We start from the raw sequence: 17,562 nt of genomic DNA, 5'->3' as shown, positions 1-17,562 counted from the left end.
TCGAGAGTTCCCTTAGAAGTGGTCGACGATCGCCCGCACCTGTTCGACGGTCAGTTCCGCGGCGTAGAGTTCCAGCAACGTCTTCCGGCGCGGTCGGGACAGGGACCGGCTCCCGCTCTCGAGCATCGAGAGGTGTGCCTGCATGAGGTCGTCTATCTCCCGTTCGACCGCCCGTTGTTCGTATCCGGCCGCAACACGGAGGAGTCGCCACGCCAGCGGGGAGATGCCCTCGGGGTCGGGGAGGTCGGAAGTATCCATGAGCGTCAGTTACGGGAGACATACTACGGTGACTTGAAATGCGTTCCGTCCGGCGGCGGTGGAATCGTCGTTTCTGGCCCACGATCACCACGAATGCCGCGACGGGCGTGTCCGCGAGATCATAGTCGAGTTTTTCACCTATCGGAACCCATGTCGGTGCATGGAGCAACAACGCCGTCGGTTCCTCGACGAATTACTTACCACAGCGACGCCGTCCGGATTCGAGACACCGGGTCAACGCCGCTGGGTAGAGTACGTCGAGGAGTTCGCCGACGAAGTGAGGACCGACAGTTACGGAAACGCCGTCGCTGTGCTGGAGGGGAACGAGACGTCGATCGCCCTCACTGGACACAGCGACGAAATCGGCTTCATGGTGCGGGACATCGAAGAAAGCGGCATCCTCCGAATGACTCCTGTCGGGGGGTCGGACCGGACCGTCTCGAAGGGCCAACACGTCCGTATTCATACCGACGCTGGGCCGGTTCCGGGAGTGATCGGTCAGACGGCGATTCATCTTCGTGATCACGAAGACGAATCGCTCACCGATATCGACGAGCAGTATATCGATATCGGCGCCGACGATGCGGCCGAAGCCGAGGAATTAGTCGAGCGCGGCGATCCGGTTACGTTCGATCAAACGATCTCCGAACTGGAGAACGGACGGATCGCAGCACGCGGGTTGGACAATCGTATCGGTATCTGGGCTGCGGCGGAAGCACTTCGGCGGGCAGCCGAACGTGACCACGAGGCGACGATCTATGCCGTCTCTACGGTTCAAGAGGAGGTCGGGTTACAGGGCGCGAAAATGGTCGGCTTCGATCTTGCACCCGATGCAGTAGTCGCGATAGACGTGACTCACGCGACGGATACTCCGGATATCACGTCAGCGCAAAAAACCGGTGTCGAACTCGGTGACGGCCCGGTCGTCGTACGCGGAAGCGCGAACCATCCGCGACTCGTCGATGCGGTTCGGCGGACTGCCGCTGCGGCCGACATCGATATCCAGTTACAGGCATCGGGAACGAACACCGGGACGGATGCTGATGCGTTCTATACGTCCCGCGGGGGGATTCCATCGGTGAACGTCGGCGTCCCGAACCGCTATATGCACACACCCGTCGAGGTTGTGGACCTGGCGGATCTCGAGACGGTCGCCGAACTGCTGAGCGCCGTCCCAGCTACTGTTGCTGACCGTGACCTTTCCACGAGCATCGAATAGCGCGAGCAGCCCCTCGTAGCGTCCGCCGTTCGTCGTGGGGTAGGGCGATACCGATCGACCCGCCACCCAGCTCACGCAAGTGGCACTCGTCGCCGTAACCGCCGAGTATTAACGGATCCGTCCACTACGCGTGTGTACATGAGTGACGTACGTGTTGCAGGGACAGGGCTGACGCCGTTCGGGAACAGTCCCGAGCGGACCAGCCGTGATCTCTTCGCGGAGGCGAGTATCGCGGCCTTCGAGGACAGCGGCGTTCCCCGCGAGGACGTCGAGGGCGTCTTCTATGGCAACTTTATGGGCGAACTCTCCGAGCATCAGGGCCACCAGGGGCCGCTGATGGCCGAAGCGGCCGGCGTTCAGGCCCCTGCGACCCGGTACGAGTCCGCGTGTGCCTCGAGCGGTACCGCGGTCCGCGAGGCGGTCACACGGATTCGCAACGGCGAGAACGACGTCCTCCTCGTCGGCGGGGCAGAGCGAATGACCAACCTCGGCACCGCGGGCGCGACGGAGGCGCTGGCGATCGCCGCCGACGACCTCTGGGAGGTACGGGCCGGCGTGACCTTCCCCGGCGCGTACGCGCTGATGGCTCGGGCCTACTTCGACGAGTTCGGCGGCGAACACGAGGACCTCGCTCACATCGCGGTCAAGAACCACGCCAACGCCCTCTCGAACGAGAAGGCCCAGTACCAGAGCGCGATCGAGGTCTCGGACGCCCTCGAGGCACCGCCGGTTTCCGAACCGCTCGGGCTCTACGATGCCTGTCCGATCTCGGACGGCGCGTCGGCGCTGGTGCTGACGAGCGAGTCCTACGCCGCGGAACACGACCTCGAGGCCCCGGTCGCGATCACGGGCACCGGACAGGGTGGCGACCGGATGGCGCTGCACGACCGGGAATATCTCGCTCGCTCGCCCGCGGCCCGCGAAGCCGGGGCGGAAGCCTACGCCGACGCCGGCGTCTCGGCCGGCGACGTCGACCTCGCGGAGGTCCACGACTGCTTTACTATCGCCGAAGTGCTGGCGCTCGAGGCGCTCGATCTCGAGCCGATCGGCGAGGGGATCACGGCCGCCCGCGACGGGCGGACGACCGCGGACGGCGAGACGCCGATCAACCTCTCGGGCGGGCTGAAGGCCAAAGGCCACCCGGTCGGTGCGACGGGCGCCTCCCAGATCGCCGAGGTGACCGACCTGCTGGCCGGCGAGCATCCAAACAGCGACCACGTCGCGGACGCGACGACCGGCGTCGCCCACAACGCGGGCGGCACGGTCGCGAGCGCGACCGTTCACGTTCTGGAGGTGATGGAGTAATGAGCGAAGACACCGTCACCGACGCCGGCTTCGACGACTGGCTCGATGCCGCCGAGGACGGCACAGCCTACTACCTCGAGTGTCCCGACGACCACACCGCCCTGCCGCCGCGTCGGGTCTGTCCCGACTGCGGCGCGACCGACCTCGAGGAACTTGCCCTCCCGGACACCGGCGAGATTCGGACGTTCACCGTCACGCACGTACCGACGCCGGCCTTCGAGGAGGACGCCCCCTACGCGACGGCCGTCGTGGACTTCGGTCCCGTCAGCCTGACCGGCCAGGTCGTCGGGATCGACGTCGACGACGTCGAGACCGGCCTCGAAGTCGAACTCGAGATCGCGACCTCGGAGACGACCGGCGAGCGCGTGATCGGTCTGCGACCGGCGTAAGCCGCCGAACGGGGCGGCCGTTGCGGGGCCGCCCGCCGATGGCTATTTCACTCGCGAGACGTCACGGCCGCTATGAACGTCTGGGATACCGTCAGGCGGAGTTTCGTTGCCGGACTCATTCTGGTCGCGCCGCTGGTCGTCACGCTGTACGTCCTCCGGTTTCTCGTCAACTGGTCCTTACAGTTCGTGGATCCGCTCGTACGCGCCGCGGGATTGGCCCAGTACACCGGCAACGTGACGGTCGTCGCCCAGGCGTTCGCCGTGGTCCTGATCGCTGTCGCGGTCGTCGTCCTCGGCTTTCTCGCCCAGTTGAGCGTCGGCCGACATCTGTTCGGGAACGTCGGGCGACTCGTCAACGTCGTCCCATTGGTCAGTACGATCTACGGCAGCGTCCGTCAGGTCGCCGACTCGCTCGTCGAGCGCAAGACCAGCTACGAGAGCGTCGTGTTGGTCGAGTACCCCCGCGAGGGCGTCTACATGATCGGGCTCGTCACCGGCGAGGGGCCACGGGAGGCCGAGGCGATCGCCGGCAGTGACGTCTACAACGTCTTTCTGCCGAACAGTCCGAACCCGACCGCCGGCCGGCTCGTCTTGCTCCCCGAGGACCAGGTCCACGAGACCGATATGAGCGTCCGCCGCGGGATGCGCCTGATCGTAACGACCGGGATGGGCGACGAGCGGGCACCGGAGGGGGTGTCGCCGCAGCTACTCGAGCGCGTCGAACGGTGACTCAGTCGCCGGCGTCGGCCCGCGGTAGTTCCGCGCGCAGGTACTCGACGAACTCGTCGGGGTGTTCGGCGTGGGGCAGCTGGGTCGCGTAGTCGATGACGACCAGATCGAGGTCCGCGGCCGCCGCCAGATTCCGCCCGTCACGCAGCGGGACCAACTCGGCGTCGCGGCCCCAGACGAGCGTGGTCGGGGTCTCGAGGGCGGCCAGCTCCGTCGCGAGGTCGAAGTCGGGATCGAGGGTGCCGGCGGCGAAGGAGGCTGGGGCATAACGCGACCCGGGCTGGTGGGCACTCTCCCAGGCGTACTGGACCTCGTCGGAATCGATGCGATCGGCGTCGTAGTAGCCGTCGCGGTCGTAGAAGTGGCGGATCGATGGCTTGCTCGCGAGCAGGTTGTACAGCGTCGTGCCGACGATCGGCGTCCGCAGGAGGGTGCGGACCCACGGCCGTTCGTCGGTCGTTTCGCCGGTTGGACAGATCAACACGAGGCGTTCGAAGTCGGTCTCGTCGGCGGCCTCGACGGCGAAGGAGCCGGACAGCGAGGAGGCGACGACGATCGGCTCGTCGGTGACCTCGCTCGCGAAGTCGCGGACGAACTCCGCGTACAGCGTCGCGGAGTAGACCAGCGGCGGCCGCTCCGAGCGGCCGAAGCCGGGCAGGTCGACCGCGTAGACGTGGTAATCCTCCGCCAGTCGGTCGACGATCGGCTCGAACTCGTGGCTGCTCGCGCCCGCGTAGACCCCGTGGAGCAACAACATATCGGGGTCGTTCGGGTCGCCGGCGACCGTATACTGCGTCTCGATCCCACGCCAGCGATACGTCCGTTCGATGCCGACGAGCGGGTTCTCGAGGTCGCCAGCGCGCCGCTTCAGGAGGCGGTTACCGAGAACGGCTCCACCGACGGTTCCGAGGGCTGCACCGAGGACTGTTCGGGCTTTCATACGCTGCCGTAAGTTGCCAACGAACTTAGACCTCCGGTTCGGGAACGGTTTCTGCTGGGATCCCGGTCACGGCCGGCGGAGACGGCGGTTTCGCCGGTGGGTCGAAGACCCGAGCGACGCCGCGTCGGTGCCGGCCGGCTCACTCCGTGCCCGATCCGTCCGGCCCGGTCTCGAGGTTCTCGAGGCAGGTCGCGACGGGCTCGAGAACGTCGGTCGCGATCGAGTAGGGATCGGTCTCGCCCTGCCGGACGTCTTCCGCGAGGTCGTCGATTCCCCCGGCGGCCTCGAGTTCGGTCTCGAGCATGGCGTGGACGTCTTCGCGCAACAGGGTGCGGATCTCCTCGGCGTAGCGGGTACGTACCTGCTCGGCGTGTTCGCCGGAGGCGACGAGGTAGTCCCGATGGGCCGCGAGTTCGTCGATGAACTCGTCGACGCCGGTGCCGTGGATGGCGACGGTCTCGACGATCGGCGGCGTCCAGCCCGCGTCGGTCTCGTCGGCGTCGTCGGCCTCGCCGTCCCAGTCGTCGTGGGCGTCGATGATCTCCTGGCTGTGGTGGCCACCGCCCTCGTGACCGCTCCCGTCGCCGAGTTGAACCATATCGCGGAGTTCCTGTACCGTCCGATCCGCGCCGTCGCGGTCGGCCTTGTTGACGACGAACACGTCGGCGATCTCGAGGATGCCCGCTTTCAGCGTCTGGATGTCGTCGCCCGAGCCGGGCGGGACGAGGACGGCGACGGTGTCGGCGGTCCGAACGATGTCGATCTCGTTTTGCCCGGCACCGACGGTTTCGATGATGATCTTGTCCTTGCCGAAGGCGTCCATGGCCTTGACGGCGTCCGCGGTGGCGGTCGAGAGTCCCCCGAGGGTTCCTCGGGCACTCATCGAGCGGACGAAGACGTCCATGTCGCCCACCGTGGAGGCCATCCGGATGCGGTCGCCGAGTACCGCTCCGCCGGTAAACGGTGAGGAAGGGTCGATCGCGATGACGCCGACCGTCTCGCCCCGATCGCGGTAGGTCTCGGCGAGCTTGTCGACCAGCGTCGACTTACCCGCGCCCGGCGAGCCGGTGATCCCGATCACGTCCGCGTTCCCGGTGTGGGCGTACAGCTCCGAGACGAGATCGCGATAGCCCGGCGCGCGGTTCTCGATCTTCGAGATCACGCGGGCGAGCGCACGGTGTTCCCCCGCGAGCAGATCCTCGAGGAGCGACCGGTCGTCGGCGTCCATGGTCATCGCTGGGGCGCGTTCTCGCGGACGAATTCGATGGTCTCCTCGACGGAGGTTCCGGGGCCGAAGATGGCTGCGACACCCTGTTCTCTGAGTTCGTCGCGGTCCTCCTCGGGAATGACGCCGCCGGCCAGCACGAGCGTGTCCTCGGCCGCACCGTACTCCTCGAGGCCGTCCATGATCTTCGGGACGAGCGTGTCGTGGGCCCCCGAGAGGATGGAGATGCCGAGGACATCGACGTCCTCTTGGACCGCTGCCTGGACGATTTCGTCGGGCGCTTTGTGGAGCCCGGAGTAGATGACCTCGAAGCCGGCATCCCGGAACGCGCGCGCGATGACGTGTGCGCCGCGATCGTGACCGTCGAGGCCGACTTTGGCGACGAGACACCGAATCGACTCCGCTTCCTGTTCGCTGCTCATACCCCCTACTTCCCGAGCCCGCGGTTTGACTTTAACGGAAGATCGTGGGAATCGTCGACGGAGCGTCGGGATTTCGCCCGGAGTCTGTCCCGTCGATCGGGGACGCTGTTCGACTCGTGACTGTCACGAGCGGGCGAAACCGTCACGAACCAAAGGCTAAAGAGCGAAACGACCGAACATTCAGTCAATGACTATCGTTCGTCTATTGCGGAGGGATCTATCGTGGGCGTCGAAATAAAGGAGACGCGGGTGTCCGACGCCGAACTCGAGGAGATGAAAGGGTTCGTCTTCGAGTATCTCGCGGCCAGTGTCGAGAAGGAAGAGGAGGGCGGCCGCATGCGCTGGTACCCGTGGCACTCCGCCGAGTACCGACACAACCACATCCTCAACGTGGTCGATCTCGCGACCGAGATCGCCGAGGAGGAGGGTGCCGACGTCGACGTCACTCGCGTCGCTGCCCTCTTTCACGACGTGGCCAAACTCGAGACCGATCAGGAACTCCACGCCGAGGCCGGGGCCCGGGTCGCCCGGGAGTTCCTCGAGTCGCGTGCGGACTATCCCGAGTCGTTCATCCAGCAGGTGTGTCGCGCCATCGAACACCACTCCTATCAGGGCGACCTGACGGACCTCGATCTGGAGACGCAGTGTCTCATCGAGGCCGACCTGCTCGACAAGGTCGGCGCGAACGGGACGGCGTTGATGCTGTTGCGGATGGGGTATGAGGCCCGCACGCACATGGACTGTGACGAGATGGTCCAGCGCGTCTTAGAGCGGGGCTACGACGCCGCCTCTCGCGTCCAAAGCGACACCGCGGAGGGAATCGCCCACCAGCGCCTGAAACGCGTCAAGTGGTTCAGCGAGTGGCTCGAGGACGAGATCGCCGCGCTGGGTGAGTGAGCCGTCGGCGTGTCAGTCCCGTCACGACGGCCACGTATCGGAGCGTCGACCAGTCGATCAGTGAGTTCTTGCAGACATAGTCGCGAGACTGTCGGTAATAGTACGTGCCCCCTCGATCGACATCTATCGCAGCCCCCGCCGTCTGCGAGCCGTTTCCCGTAGCGTCCGCGGCTCAGACGAACTGTACCGTTCCCAGTCCCAGGAAGGCGAGTCCGAACCCCGCGAGGACGACGGCGCTGCCCGCCGCGACGAGGGGGGCAAACGTGTCGACGCGTCGTCCGGCCCCGACCAGTGCCGCCGGGTAGCCCACGATCCAGCAACCGATCCCGCCGAAGAACCCGAGCAAGAGCGCGGGTGAGCCGGTCCGGACGACGAGGGCTCCCTCGAGCAGCTCCCCGACGGCCGGCACGTACGCCAGCACGTCGAGCGTCCCGGGCTCGAGCAGGCCGACGCCGACGGTGAGCCAGAAGCCGATCTGGTAGGGGTTGGTCAGCGAGAGGACGAACGTCTTGCGGAACCCCCTCGAGACGCCCCGATCGGCGTCGGTAAACGAACTCGCGGTCCGGGCCTCCCGGACCGCACCGACCGCGAAGTACAGCATGAGGACGCCGCCGGCGAGATAGAGCGCGGGTCGGACGACCGAAACGCGGTCGATCACGGCGACGAACCCCGCGAGCGTGAGGGCGAAAAAGACCGCGTCGGCCAGCATGGCACCGAGCCCGGCCCGGAAGCCGGCTGGCCAGCCGCGAACGACGCTCTCCTCGGCGATGATCGCGTTCATCGGTCCCGGCGGGGCCGCGAGTGCGAGCCCGAAGACCACGCCGGCCAGTCCCGTCACGACGAGTTCGATCACGGCTATCGGTTTCGGGTGGGAGCCGCGGCGTGAAAAACACGACGAACCGGCCGTGGTGGGGACCGATACTGTCGTCGCTCTTGAACGTCGATTCGCACCCGAACCGCAGAACAGCGTTGCGATCGGTGTGTAAATCCTTTCAAGAGCGACCACGGCCGATGGCGCGGTCGGGGATGCGACCGGCGATGGGGTCGCCGCCGGACCTGTCGCGACCAGTGACTCTTTGCGCGGGGCGTCCATACGAGCGGTATGGACGGAATGGGGACTCATAGCATGGGGACGATCGGCGGCGCTCGTGTCGGACGGCCGGCCGTCCGGCATCGGTGCGACGGGGAGACGGGATCGCGATGAAACGCCGACACCTGCTCGCGACGACGGCCGCGACGACGGCGCTGGTCGGCTGTCTCAGCGGGCCCGACGACGAGGGCGACGGCGAGGACGACGACGCACCGACCGAGCCCCCCTTCGAGATCGCCACGCTCGACGCGCCGGGCAGCGAGAGCGGGACGATCACGGTACCCGACTCGAGCCGGCCGCTCCTCTGTAACTTCACCCGGACCGAGTGTCCGACCAGCCGGGGGTTTCTCTCGACGCTCGCCGAGGCCGCGTCCCGGCTCGAGGGCGGGGGGTACGCCGTCGGCGGGGCGGATCCGGACGTGCGATTCCTCTCCGTGACCGACGGGACCAGCGGCCCCTCGCCGACCGACGACGAACTGGCCGCCTGGTTCGAGGCGAACGGGGGGAACTGGTGGCTGGGCCGTGACGAGCCCGGGACCTGCTACGACTACTACGGCATCGACGGCTATCCGACGACGATCCTCGTCGACAGTGCGGGGACGGTCCACTGGCGCAACCGCGGCGAGAGTTCACCCGGCACCGTCACCGCGACCGTCCGTGACACCCTCGAGGCGGACGCCGGCGGCTCGGACGGCGGTAACGAAAGCGCAGGCAACCGGACCGACGGCTGATCGCCGCCCGCTCGGACTCCCGTCGGTCGCGCCGAGCCACTCGAGCGGTCGATTCCCGCGTTACGGCTCGAGCCTGTCGTCCGGGACGAGCGGATACGACTGCGTCCCGCCGCTCGAGCGTCTGGCGACCAGCGTCGCGACCGCGACCGGCTCCCCGTCGTCGGTCGGCCGCTGCCGCTCGGTATACGAGAGGACCATCAGGTCGAGACACGCCCGCAGCAGGTCGTTCGAGCGGTACCGATAGCGGTCGGTCGAGGGGCCCGCGACCGGGTCGCTCGAGCGGAGGTGGTGTTCGGAGACGAGGACGCCGCCGGCCGCAAGCGCCTCCTTGAGATCCGGCAGGAACTCGAGGGCGGCGAAGTAGCTCACGACGATCAGGTCGTATCGGCCCGGTTCCGGATCGAACTCGGCCAGGTCGGCCCGGGTCCAGTCGACGTCGAGACCGCGCTCGTCGGCCCGCTCGCGTGCCGTCTCGATGGCCTCATCAGCGATGTCGACGGCGTCGACGTCGTAGCCGCGCTCGGCCAGAAAGAGCGCGTTTCGCCCACTGCCGGTCGCCACGTCTAGCGCACGACCGTCGGGAAGCGTCTCGATCCGGCGCTCGAGGACTCCCACCGGATCGTCGCGGAGTTCGCGGTCTCGCTTCTCGTAGCGCTCGTTCCAGCGCTCGCGGTCGTCGTTCACGAGCGTCCCGACGACTGCGGGTCCCTTAGTTCGTGTCCTCTCGCTGGCGTGTTCGACGTTCGGACCAGTGTCTTCTTTCAGTCTCGCGTACGTACTGGGACGTATGACGGCCCATCGAACCCGACCGGCGATCCCCGCCACCGGCTCGCACGTCCGCGCCGCGGAGGTGAGTCGGCGATGAGACGGCGCGAACTGCTCGCGGGCGTCGGCAGTATCGGCGTCCTCGCGGGCGGAACCGGCGTTGTCCTCGCTGGCCTCCCGTCGTTCGGGACCGACGAACCGGCCGCCGACTCGGACGGCGACGACGGCTCGGAATGGCCGATCGAAGTCGAGACGATCGACGCTCGCGGCAGCGACGGCGGGACCGTGACGGTTCCAAACGACGGGGTCACGGTCGTCGAGTTCTTCGTCACGGGCTGTGGCATGTGTCAGGCCCAGATGCCGCGCCTCGCCGAGGCTCGGTCGCGACTCGTCGACGACTACGGGGATGATCTCACGGTCCTCTCCGTTACCTACCAGTCGGCGGACTCGATGCCGGACGACGAACTCCGGTCCTGGTGGCGAACCCACGACGGGAACTGGGCCGTCGGCCGCGATACGACGTCGTCGCTGACGGCGAACTACGGCATCGCCGGCTACCCGGTCACGATCGTCGTCGACGAAACGGGGAAGAAACGCTGGGAGAAACTCGGCGTCGGCTCCAGCGACGACATCGTCGGGGCGGTCGAGGACGTGTTCGAATCGTTCGAGGAGCGCGACGACGCCGAGGCCGAAACGAACGAATCCGCGACGGCCTGATCGGCCCCTGTCAGGTCGACCGTGACTATTCTCACGCCCGCCGCTCGAGGGCGTGGGCGACGTTCAACATCGCCTCGACCGCCGGCGGTTCCCGGGGAGCCGGCCACTCCCGTCGGCCGACTCGTTCTCGCCAGCGCGCCCCGGGTTCGAGGTGCCGAACCGGCACAGGGCCGCCGACGAACCCGACCCAACGGAGCGGCTCGCCTGGACGGCCGGTCGTGAACGGTCGGTCAGGCCTTCGCCTGCCAGCTCCGGATGCGATCCGCACTGACGCCCTCGACGTCGTCCGCGACCGCGTCGGGATCGGCCTCGGTCAGGTCCTCGAGGTCCTCGATCCCCGCGTCGGCGAGTTTCTCGACGGTCTTCGCACCGACGCCGTCCAGCGCCTCGAGATCGGAGCCGGAGTCGCTCTCGCGGGCCTGGAACTCCTGGTAGTTACAGATCGGACAGCCCAGCTCCCAGGGGTCGTCGCCGCTGTGGACGACGAGTTCGGGCAGATCGTGGTCGTCGCAGTACTCGTCGGTGACCTCGATCTCGCCGCGGCGGGGCAGCGGCAGCGAGTACTCGCAGTCGGGATAGCGCGTACAGCCGACGAGTCGCGAGCCGTTCTGGAGCGTTTTGATAGCCAACTCGCCGCCGTGTTCTTCACCGCACTCGGGACACTCACCCAGCACCGGCCCTTCGCCGGCGTCCTCGGCCTTACAGAGCGGACAGCCGTGGACGAACGTCTGCCGGCCCGCGAGCATCTTGACCTCGTTGAGCCCGTGTTCCTCACACTCCTCCTCGAGGATCAGCGGCTTGCCCGTCGAGGGCAGCGGCAGGGTGTTCTCACAGTCGGGATAGCCGTCGCAGCCGATGAAGTACGAGCCGTGACGGCTCCGGCGGACGAGCAGGTCTTCGCCACACTCCGGACAGGGGCCGAGTCGCTTGTCGTCTTTCAGCGACTTCCGGAGGTGATCGCCGATCTCCTCGCGCGACTCGGCGAGGTTCTCGAAGATCTCCTCGAGCATTTCCCGGGACTCGTCGGTCACGTCGTCGAGCGTCGCCTCGCCGTTGGCGATGGCGTCCATGTCTGCCTCGAGCTGGGCCGTCATCTCCTCGCTGACGACGCGGTCGGCGTAGTTCTCGGCCGCGTCGACGACGGCCATCGCGAGCTTGGTCGGCCGCGGCGGATCGTTTTCTATATATCCGCGATCGTATAATTTCTCTAAAGTGTTATGTCTAGTACTCTTCGTTCCGATCCCCATGTCCTCCATGGTCTCGATGAGCCGCGACTGGCCGTAGCGTCGGGGCGGCTGGGTCTGTTTGGCCTCGAGTTCGACGTCGGAGAGCGCCAGTTCCTCGCCCTCGTCGACGTCGGGGACGAAGTTCTCCGTCGTCGAGAAGTAGGGGTAGACGTCGTGGTAGCCGGGCTCGACCAGCCGCTTGCCGTTGGCCTTGAGCCGGTAGTCGTCGACATCGGCGACGACCTTGAGGTGTTCCCACTCGGCGGCGTCGGCGACGGTCGCGTAGAACCGCCGGACGACGAGTTCGAAGATCTCCCACTCGTCGTCGGAGACGTCGCCCCGCGAGGGGATCTCGCCCGTCGGATGGATGGGCGGGTGGTCGGTCGTCTCCTCGTCGCCTTCCGTGGGGGTGATCTCGTCGGCCTCGAGTAGCGATTCGGCCGAATCCCCGAGCGTCGAGTGAGTGACGAACTCGTCGAGGAGGTCCTCGGGGTCTAGATCGTCGGGGTAGACGGTGTTGTCGGTCCGCGGGTACGTGATGTAGCCGGCGGTGTAGAGGTCCTCGGCGATCGACATCGCGCGCTTGGCCGAGTAGCCGATGGCACCGGCCGCCCGGATGAACTGGGTGGTGTTGAACGGCTCTGGGGGCGTGTCGGTGCGGGTCCGACGGTTGACGTCGACGACGGTCGCGCTCTCGCGGTCGGACAGCGTTTCGTAGACCTCGTCCGCGATCTCCTCCTCCCAGACGCGTTCGGCTTCGTTGCCGTCCTCGTCGCGGTAGAAGTACTGGGACTCGAAGGCGGTGTCGTCGTCTCGCGGTTCCTCACCGCTCGATGTCTCCGAGGCGCGTTGCGCCTCGCTCTTTCGTAAGTCCGCGAAGATCTCCCAGTAGTCCTCGGGATCGAACGCCTCGATCTCGCGCTCGCGGTCGACGATCAGTTTCAGCGTCGGCGACTGGACCCGGCCGACGGAGATGAAGTCGTCGCCCAATTGGCCCGCCGACAGGGAGAGAAAACGCGTGAGCGCGGCCCCCCAGATCAGGTCGATGATCTGGCGGGCCTCGCCGGCGGCGGCCAGGTCGAAGTCGAGGTCGTCGGGTTCGTCGAACGCCTGCTGGACCTCGTTTTCGGTGATCGAGGAGAACCGCACCCGACGGATGGGTACGTCCTCGTCGACCTCCCGGACGATGTCGTAGGCTTCCTTGCCGATCAGTTCGCCCTCGCGGTCGTAGTCGGTCGCGATCGTCACGCGCTCCGCGCGACGGGTCAGCAGCCGCAGCGTCGCGACGATGTTCTCCTTCGTCGCCGTCTTCTCGACGTCGGCATCGATCAGCTCGACGGGCTCGACGTCGCGCCAGTCCGAGTACTCCGACGGGAAGTCGACGCCGACGACGTGGCCCGACAGCCCCACGCAGCGCTTGCCGCCCCACTCGTAGACGTTGACGCCGTTCTCCCGGCTCGAGTCGTAGGTGCCGCCGGAGAGGATGTCGGCGATCCGGCGGGCCGCGTTGTCCTTCTCGGTGATTATCAGCTCCACCGCGGCTCACCTCCGGCTCGGCCGTCCGGTCGGGGTCGTCGCGGACGAGTGTCGGTCATCGTCGCTCGGTACGACTGAGGATCTGATAACGCTTTCGCCGAAAACCGAGGGACAGCGCGGGTGTGCGTGCGGTCGGGCGTCGCGCAGGCGCGTGGGGATGACGAAAATAAATGCACAGCACACCGGCAGCGGGGACGGCTCGCTCGAGCGAACGTCATGTGGGATGTTACCAGATAGCTTATCTTCGCTCGAGTCATAGAGGGGATCGCGTGAACTCACGCGGAGAATACTGAAATGAAACACACTCTCGGTGGATTCGATCGCGCCTGGCGCTTGGTCGGCGGCGCGCTCGTCGCGTTCGTCTTCGTCGCCTCCTTCGTCGGCCTCGTCTCGATCGGGCTCGCCCTTACCGTGGTTCTGCTCGTCGCCGTTCCGGTGGCGCTTTCGACCGGTGCCCGTCGGCGGCGCGTCGTCAACCGGTTGCCGGGGATCGACACCCTATCGCGGCGACCCGGTGGAGGCAGGTTGGACTGACGACGTCTCGATAGAACTAACCGATCGACTGGGTCTGTGATCCGCGAGCGGTTCGGAATCATCGCCAGAAGCGGCCGAGCGCCGTCGGTACCGGAACCGGCAACGGCCCCCGTGGGCCAATCCTTTTTATCATGCCTGGCTGAGATTCACACACGAGACCTCGTGGCAGCGACGGACCCCGAGCGAAAGCGCGTCGACATGACGACGGGGGCGATTTCCCCGAAGCTCCTCCGACTCGCGTGGCCGCTGGTCCTGGGAAACCTCCTCCAGACCGTCTACAACCTGGCCGATATGTTCTGGGTCGGCCGCGTGAGCAGCGACGCCGTCGCCGCCGTCTCGCTGATGTTTCCCCTCTCGTGGCTGTTCGTCTCGACCGCGATGGGGATCACCGCTGCGACCATCGCGCTGGTCTCCCAGTACGTCGGTGCGGGCGACGAACGAATCGCCGATCGCGTCGTCGCCCAGACGATCCTGCTCACGCTCTCCGTCTCGTCGGTCCTCGCCGGTCTCGGGTTCGCCGCCCGGCGGCCGCTGCTCGAGTTGATCGGCGCTCGCGGGCCGGTGTTCGTCGAGGCGCTCGCGTATATCGAGGTGATCTTCCTGGCACTGCCGTTTACGTTCCTCTTCTTTGCCTTTCGGGCCTCGCTGCAGGGGGCGGGCGACACGAAGACGGCGATGTGGCTCGTCTTCGTTTCGGCCGGGCTCAACGTCGTCTTCGATCCGTTCCTGGTCCTCGGCTGGGGGCCGTTCCCGGCGATGGGGACGCGAGGCGCGGCCATCGCGACCTTCGTCTCGCGCGGGCTCGCCACTGCCGCCGGGATCGCCGTCCTGCTGGACGGTCGGTTCGGCGTTCGGCTCCGACTCGGCGATCTCACACCCGACGTCGCCCTCCTGAAACGGCTACTCGACGTCGGCTATCCGGCCACGCTCGATGGCTGGGCCCGGAGTTTCGCGGCGGTCGCGTTGGCCGGGTTCGTCGCCCGGTTCGGGGCCGCGCCCACGGCGGCGTTCGGGATCGGGGTTCGACTCATGTCGGTGACGTGGGCCGTGGCCGGGGCCGTCGGGCAGGCGACCGCGGCCGGCGTCGGACAGAACCTCGGTGCGGGGGCACCCGAGCGGGCCGTCGCGGTCACGCGGACGGCCACCGCCGCGACGACGGTCTGTATCTTCGCCGTCGCGGCCGTCCTGTTTGTGTTTCCGGCGACCGCGATGAGAGCCTTCATCGCCGATTCCGCCGTGATCGCCGAGGGCGTGGTCTTCCTGCGGATTACGGCTCTCTTCTGGGCCCCTTACGCCGGTGTCATGGTCATCCAGGGTGCGTTCCGCGGGGCCGGCGATACTCGTACGGCGATGGTCCTCTCGATCCTCTCGCGGTGGGTCCTTCGGTTCCCGCTGGTGGTCGTTCTCGCGTTCGCCTGGTCCGTACCGATCCCCGAAACCGGCCTCGAGATCGCCGGGCTAGGCTGGGGTCCCGAGGGGATCTGGTGGGCGATGGTCGCCGGGATGGTCGGTTCGTTCGTCGTCGCCGTGGTCTGGTTCCGTCGGGGGACCTGGACCGAGGGCGTCATCGACGACCGTCCCGAGCGGCGCCGGTCGCCGGACGAACGGCCGACCGGCGACGAGGACGATGCCGGGTTCGTCGACGACTGAGACGGACCGTCTCGGTTCTCACCCGCTTTTGATGCGACTCGAGGCCGGAGCCGCGTTCGACCGTGCTGACGCACTCACACGGACGGAGCCGTCCGCGGACCGCTCACGACCGCCGATCACGTTCGGGCATCGGCTGCGATAGACTTTTTACTACCAGGTCATACCACCTAGTTGTATGAGCGAATTCGAGCAGTTCAGTCAGGTCGGTGAAGCCGATGTCACCCGCGCGATCGGACAGGAGTGGACCGAGGAGTTCATGGACTTCTCGGACTCGGACGTCATCATCGTCGGCGGCGGTCCCTCGGGGCTGACCGCGGCGAAGGAACTCTCCGAGCGCGGCGTCCAGACGATGGTCGTCGAGAAGAACAACTACCTCGGGGGCGGCTTCTGGCTCGGCGGCTTCCTGATGAACAAGGTCACGGTACGGGACCCCGCACAGGAGATCCTCGCGGATCTCGACGTCGACTTCAAGGAGTCTCAGGACAGCGAAGGGCTCTACGTCGCGAACGGCCCCGAGGCCTGTTCGGGCCTGATCAAGGCCGCCTGCGACGCCGGCGCGAAGATGCAGAACATGACCGAGTTCACGGACATCGTCATCCGCGAGGACCACCGCGTCGGCGGCATCGTGATGAACTGGACGCCAGTGCATGCCTTGCCCCGCGAGATCACCTGCGTCGATCCGATCGCCGTCGAGGCCGACCTCGTCATCGACGCGACCGGCCACGACGCGATGGCGGTCAAGAAACTCGACGAGCGCGGCGTCCTCGACGCGCCGGGCATCGGCGACGCCGCGGAATCGGCGACCGGCATGGACCAGACCGGCGACGACTCCTACGGCGCGCCGGGCCACGACTCGCCGGGCCACGACTCGATGTGGGTCGGCAAGTCCGAGGACGCCGTCGTCGAACACACCGGCCTCGTCCACGACGGCCTCATCGCCACCGGGATGGCCACCGCGACGACCTACGGCCTCCCGCGGATGGGCCCGACCTTCGGTGCCATGCTCGTCTCCGGGAAACGCGCCGCCCAGGAAGCGCTCGACGAACTCGAGGTCGACGCCGACCCCGTCGAACTGACCTCGCGTGCGACGCCCGCGGACGACTGATCGCGGCCCCACATGGTCGAGCGTATCATCTGCTATCGAGCGCCGTCGACCGTCGCAGACGTCGACGCGGTCGCCGACTGGCTGGCCACGCGGGTCGACGCCGACGTGGCCGTCCGGGACCGGTTCCTCGACGTCCACCGCACGGACGACCTCGCGGAGCGGTTCGCCGAGGCGCGGGTCCCCTCGCCCTACGAGCGCGAGACGGGCACCACGATGCTGGGGACGATCCGCTACGAGGAACGCGCCCTCGAGAATCCCGAACGCGAGGGCGGGGTCCTCTACGACGGCGTGCAAGTCCAGCGCGCGCTCAACGCCGCGCTGCCCGCGGCCGAGCGCGGTCTCGAGACGCTGCACGTCCCGATCCTCGACCGGGCGATCGGCACCTGGGGCGACCACGACGGCCGCTGGCACAAGCGCGTGACCGTCCTCGGCCAGCCGGCGCTGGTCTCGGTACCCGGCCTCTACGAGGCCCCCGCTAAGCCCGAGTCCTACTACAAAGAGAAACAGCGCCACGCCCTGCTCTCGGGCGAGACGCCGCCTCGGGAAGTCCTCGAGAACCAGGTCGACGGCGAGTTCCTGATCGCGGACGATCCCCGGACTACCGACGTGCTGAAAGGGACGGTGTTACAGGGGTATCACTACCTCGAGACCGGCGAGGCGTTTTGCGACCGCGAGGGCTGTCGCCTGTTCAACGCCCACTATCAGGCGGACCTGCTCGCGGCCCACCTTCGCGAGCCGGCGTTCTGTGACGACCACGCGCGACTGTACGGGCCGTGAGATCGACCGCCCACGTCGCCGTCTCGCGGACGGGCGGAGCCGTAACC

18 protein-coding genes are annotated in these 17,562 nt (G+C 67.2%); 11 read left to right on the top strand and 7 right to left on the bottom strand.

Features of this window, described 5'->3' with window-relative positions; translation table 11 throughout:
* Window positions 1-12: 12 nt before the first annotated feature.
* The gene (locus tag NP511_RS05050) at window positions 13-258 is read right to left on the bottom strand and encodes a hypothetical protein (RefSeq protein WP_006182027.1); all 246 of its coding nucleotides are present in this window, start codon (window positions 256-258) and stop codon (window positions 13-15) included.
* Between the two features lie 160 nt (window positions 259-418).
* Here NP511_RS05050 and NP511_RS05045 point away from each other — a divergent pair, with 160 nt between their 5' ends.
* The 4 genes from NP511_RS05045 (at window position 419) to NP511_RS05030 (ending at window position 3,900) form a co-directional block, all read left to right on the top strand.
* Complete coding sequence (locus NP511_RS05045) at window positions 419-1,477, top strand: M20/M25/M40 family metallo-hydrolase (protein ID WP_049964676.1); 1,059 nt, start codon at window positions 419-421, stop codon at window positions 1,475-1,477.
* A gap of 138 nt (window positions 1,478-1,615) precedes the next feature.
* Window positions 1,616-2,782: a thiolase C-terminal domain-containing protein gene (locus NP511_RS05040; protein ID WP_006182025.1), complete on the top strand. Its 1,167-nt coding sequence runs from the start codon at window positions 1,616-1,618 to the stop codon at window positions 2,780-2,782.
* Window positions 2,782-3,171, top strand: coding sequence for a Zn-ribbon domain-containing OB-fold protein (locus tag NP511_RS05035; protein ID WP_049964675.1), 390 nt, complete (start codon window positions 2,782-2,784; stop codon window positions 3,169-3,171). The genes NP511_RS05040 and NP511_RS05035 overlap by 1 nt, the downstream gene beginning before the upstream one ends.
* Window positions 3,172-3,243: 72 nt before the next feature.
* Window positions 3,244-3,900, top strand: coding sequence for a DUF502 domain-containing protein (locus NP511_RS05030; protein WP_006649236.1), 657 nt, complete (start codon window positions 3,244-3,246; stop codon window positions 3,898-3,900).
* 1 nt (window position 3,901) lies between these two features.
* On the opposite strand, the gene NP511_RS05025 is transcribed toward NP511_RS05030, so the two are convergent.
* The 3 genes from NP511_RS05025 to NP511_RS05015 all read right to left on the bottom strand — a co-directional run bounded on the left by NP511_RS05025 (window position 3,902) and on the right by NP511_RS05015 (window position 6,487).
* Complete coding sequence (locus NP511_RS05025) at window positions 3,902-4,840, bottom strand: alpha/beta fold hydrolase (RefSeq protein WP_049964674.1); 939 nt, start codon at window positions 4,838-4,840, stop codon at window positions 3,902-3,904.
* 139 nt (window positions 4,841-4,979) lie between these two features.
* Entirely contained in the window at window positions 4,980-6,074 is a 1,095-nt protein-coding gene (gene meaB, locus NP511_RS05020) for a methylmalonyl Co-A mutase-associated GTPase MeaB (protein ID WP_049964673.1), read from the bottom strand.
* On the bottom strand, window positions 6,071-6,487 hold the full coding sequence (locus tag NP511_RS05015) for a cobalamin B12-binding domain-containing protein (protein WP_006182017.1): 417 nt from the start codon (window positions 6,485-6,487) through the stop codon (window positions 6,071-6,073). Before NP511_RS05015 ends, meaB begins: the two co-directional genes overlap by 4 nt.
* Window positions 6,488-6,709: 222 nt before the next feature.
* On the opposite strand from NP511_RS05015, the gene NP511_RS05010 reads away from it, so the two are divergent.
* Entirely contained in the window at window positions 6,710-7,384 is a 675-nt protein-coding gene (locus NP511_RS05010) for an HD domain-containing protein (RefSeq protein ID WP_015299133.1), read from the top strand.
* 172 nt (window positions 7,385-7,556) lie between these two features.
* Here NP511_RS05010 and NP511_RS05005 read toward each other — a convergent pair whose 3' ends face one another.
* Window positions 7,557-8,237 (bottom strand): LysE family translocator, encoded by a 681-nt coding sequence (locus NP511_RS05005; protein WP_084158235.1) that lies wholly within the window; start codon window positions 8,235-8,237, stop codon window positions 7,557-7,559.
* A gap of 347 nt (window positions 8,238-8,584) precedes the next feature.
* Here NP511_RS05005 and NP511_RS05000 point away from each other — a divergent pair, with 347 nt between their 5' ends.
* Window positions 8,585-9,205 (top strand): TlpA family protein disulfide reductase, encoded by a 621-nt coding sequence (locus NP511_RS05000; protein ID WP_049964672.1) that lies wholly within the window; start codon window positions 8,585-8,587, stop codon window positions 9,203-9,205.
* Window positions 9,206-9,265: 60 nt separating this feature from the next.
* Here NP511_RS05000 and NP511_RS04995 read toward each other — a convergent pair whose 3' ends face one another.
* Complete coding sequence (locus NP511_RS04995) at window positions 9,266-9,889, bottom strand: class I SAM-dependent methyltransferase (protein ID WP_049964671.1); 624 nt, start codon at window positions 9,887-9,889, stop codon at window positions 9,266-9,268.
* Between the two features lie 177 nt (window positions 9,890-10,066).
* On the opposite strand from NP511_RS04995, the gene NP511_RS04990 reads away from it, so the two are divergent.
* The gene (locus NP511_RS04990; RefSeq protein WP_006649230.1) at window positions 10,067-10,687 is read left to right on the top strand and encodes a TlpA family protein disulfide reductase; all 621 of its coding nucleotides are present in this window, start codon (window positions 10,067-10,069) and stop codon (window positions 10,685-10,687) included.
* 230 nt (window positions 10,688-10,917) lie between these two features.
* Here NP511_RS04990 and NP511_RS04985 read toward each other — a convergent pair whose 3' ends face one another.
* On the bottom strand, window positions 10,918-13,449 hold the full coding sequence (locus tag NP511_RS04985; protein WP_049964670.1) for a DNA topoisomerase I: 2,532 nt from the start codon (window positions 13,447-13,449) through the stop codon (window positions 10,918-10,920).
* Between the two features lie 294 nt (window positions 13,450-13,743).
* Between NP511_RS04985 and NP511_RS04980 the strand changes: the two genes are divergently transcribed.
* The 4 genes from NP511_RS04980 (at window position 13,744) to NP511_RS04965 (ending at window position 17,515) form a co-directional block, all read left to right on the top strand.
* The gene (locus tag NP511_RS04980) at window positions 13,744-13,983 is read left to right on the top strand and encodes a hypothetical protein (RefSeq protein WP_006649228.1); all 240 of its coding nucleotides are present in this window, start codon (window positions 13,744-13,746) and stop codon (window positions 13,981-13,983) included.
* A 198-nt stretch (window positions 13,984-14,181) separates the two neighbouring features.
* Window positions 14,182-15,633: an MATE family efflux transporter gene (locus NP511_RS04975; protein ID WP_371827950.1), complete on the top strand. Its 1,452-nt coding sequence runs from the start codon at window positions 14,182-14,184 to the stop codon at window positions 15,631-15,633.
* A gap of 175 nt (window positions 15,634-15,808) precedes the next feature.
* Window positions 15,809-16,738 carry a sulfide-dependent adenosine diphosphate thiazole synthase gene (locus NP511_RS04970; RefSeq protein ID WP_049964668.1) on the top strand — a complete coding sequence of 310 codons (930 nt, stop codon included), beginning with the start codon at window positions 15,809-15,811 and terminating at the stop codon, window positions 16,736-16,738.
* A gap of 12 nt (window positions 16,739-16,750) precedes the next feature.
* A complete protein-coding gene (locus tag NP511_RS04965) occupies window positions 16,751-17,515 on the top strand; it encodes a DUF7001 family protein (RefSeq protein ID WP_006649225.1) in 765 nt (254 codons plus the stop codon).
* The last annotated feature ends 47 nt before the right edge of the window (window positions 17,516-17,562 follow it).

Source organism: Natrinema thermotolerans, from assembly GCF_031165565.1.
Taxonomy (GTDB): Archaea; Halobacteriota; Halobacteria; order Halobacteriales; family Natrialbaceae; genus Natrinema; species Natrinema thermotolerans.
The sequence above is the reverse complement of the archived record's forward strand: the minus strand, read 5'-3'. Positions and strand labels throughout refer to the sequence as shown.

Bases quoted from the DNA above. Each gene is read 5' to 3' on its own strand.
- meaB (WP_049964673.1), bottom strand. From the start codon at position 6,074: ATGACCATGGACGCCGACGACCGGTCGCTCCTCGAGGATCTGCTCGCG.
- NP511_RS05025 (WP_049964674.1), bottom strand. From the start codon at position 4,840: ATGAAAGCCCGAACAGTCCTCGGTGCAGCCCTCGGAACCGTCGGTGGA.
- NP511_RS04990 (WP_006649230.1), top strand. From the start codon at position 10,067: ATGAGACGGCGCGAACTGCTCGCGGGCGTCGGCAGTATCGGCGTCCTC.
- NP511_RS04980 (WP_006649228.1), top strand. From the start codon at position 13,744: ATGAAACACACTCTCGGTGGATTCGATCGCGCCTGGCGCTTGGTCGGC.
- NP511_RS05045 (WP_049964676.1), top strand. From the start codon at position 419: ATGGAGCAACAACGCCGTCGGTTCCTCGACGAATTACTTACCACAGCG.
- NP511_RS05000 (WP_049964672.1), top strand. From the start codon at position 8,585: ATGAAACGCCGACACCTGCTCGCGACGACGGCCGCGACGACGGCGCTG.
- NP511_RS05035 (WP_049964675.1), top strand. From the start codon at position 2,782: ATGAGCGAAGACACCGTCACCGACGCCGGCTTCGACGACTGGCTCGAT.
- NP511_RS05040 (WP_006182025.1), top strand. From the start codon at position 1,616: ATGAGTGACGTACGTGTTGCAGGGACAGGGCTGACGCCGTTCGGGAAC.
- NP511_RS04975 (WP_371827950.1), top strand. From the start codon at position 14,182: ATGACGACGGGGGCGATTTCCCCGAAGCTCCTCCGACTCGCGTGGCCG.
- NP511_RS05015 (WP_006182017.1), bottom strand. From the start codon at position 6,487: ATGAGCAGCGAACAGGAAGCGGAGTCGATTCGGTGTCTCGTCGCCAAA.
- NP511_RS05050 (WP_006182027.1), bottom strand. From the start codon at position 258: ATGGATACTTCCGACCTCCCCGACCCCGAGGGCATCTCCCCGCTGGCG.
- NP511_RS04970 (WP_049964668.1), top strand. From the start codon at position 15,809: ATGAGCGAATTCGAGCAGTTCAGTCAGGTCGGTGAAGCCGATGTCACC.
- NP511_RS04965 (WP_006649225.1), top strand. From the start codon at position 16,751: ATGGTCGAGCGTATCATCTGCTATCGAGCGCCGTCGACCGTCGCAGAC.
- NP511_RS05030 (WP_006649236.1), top strand. From the start codon at position 3,244: ATGAACGTCTGGGATACCGTCAGGCGGAGTTTCGTTGCCGGACTCATT.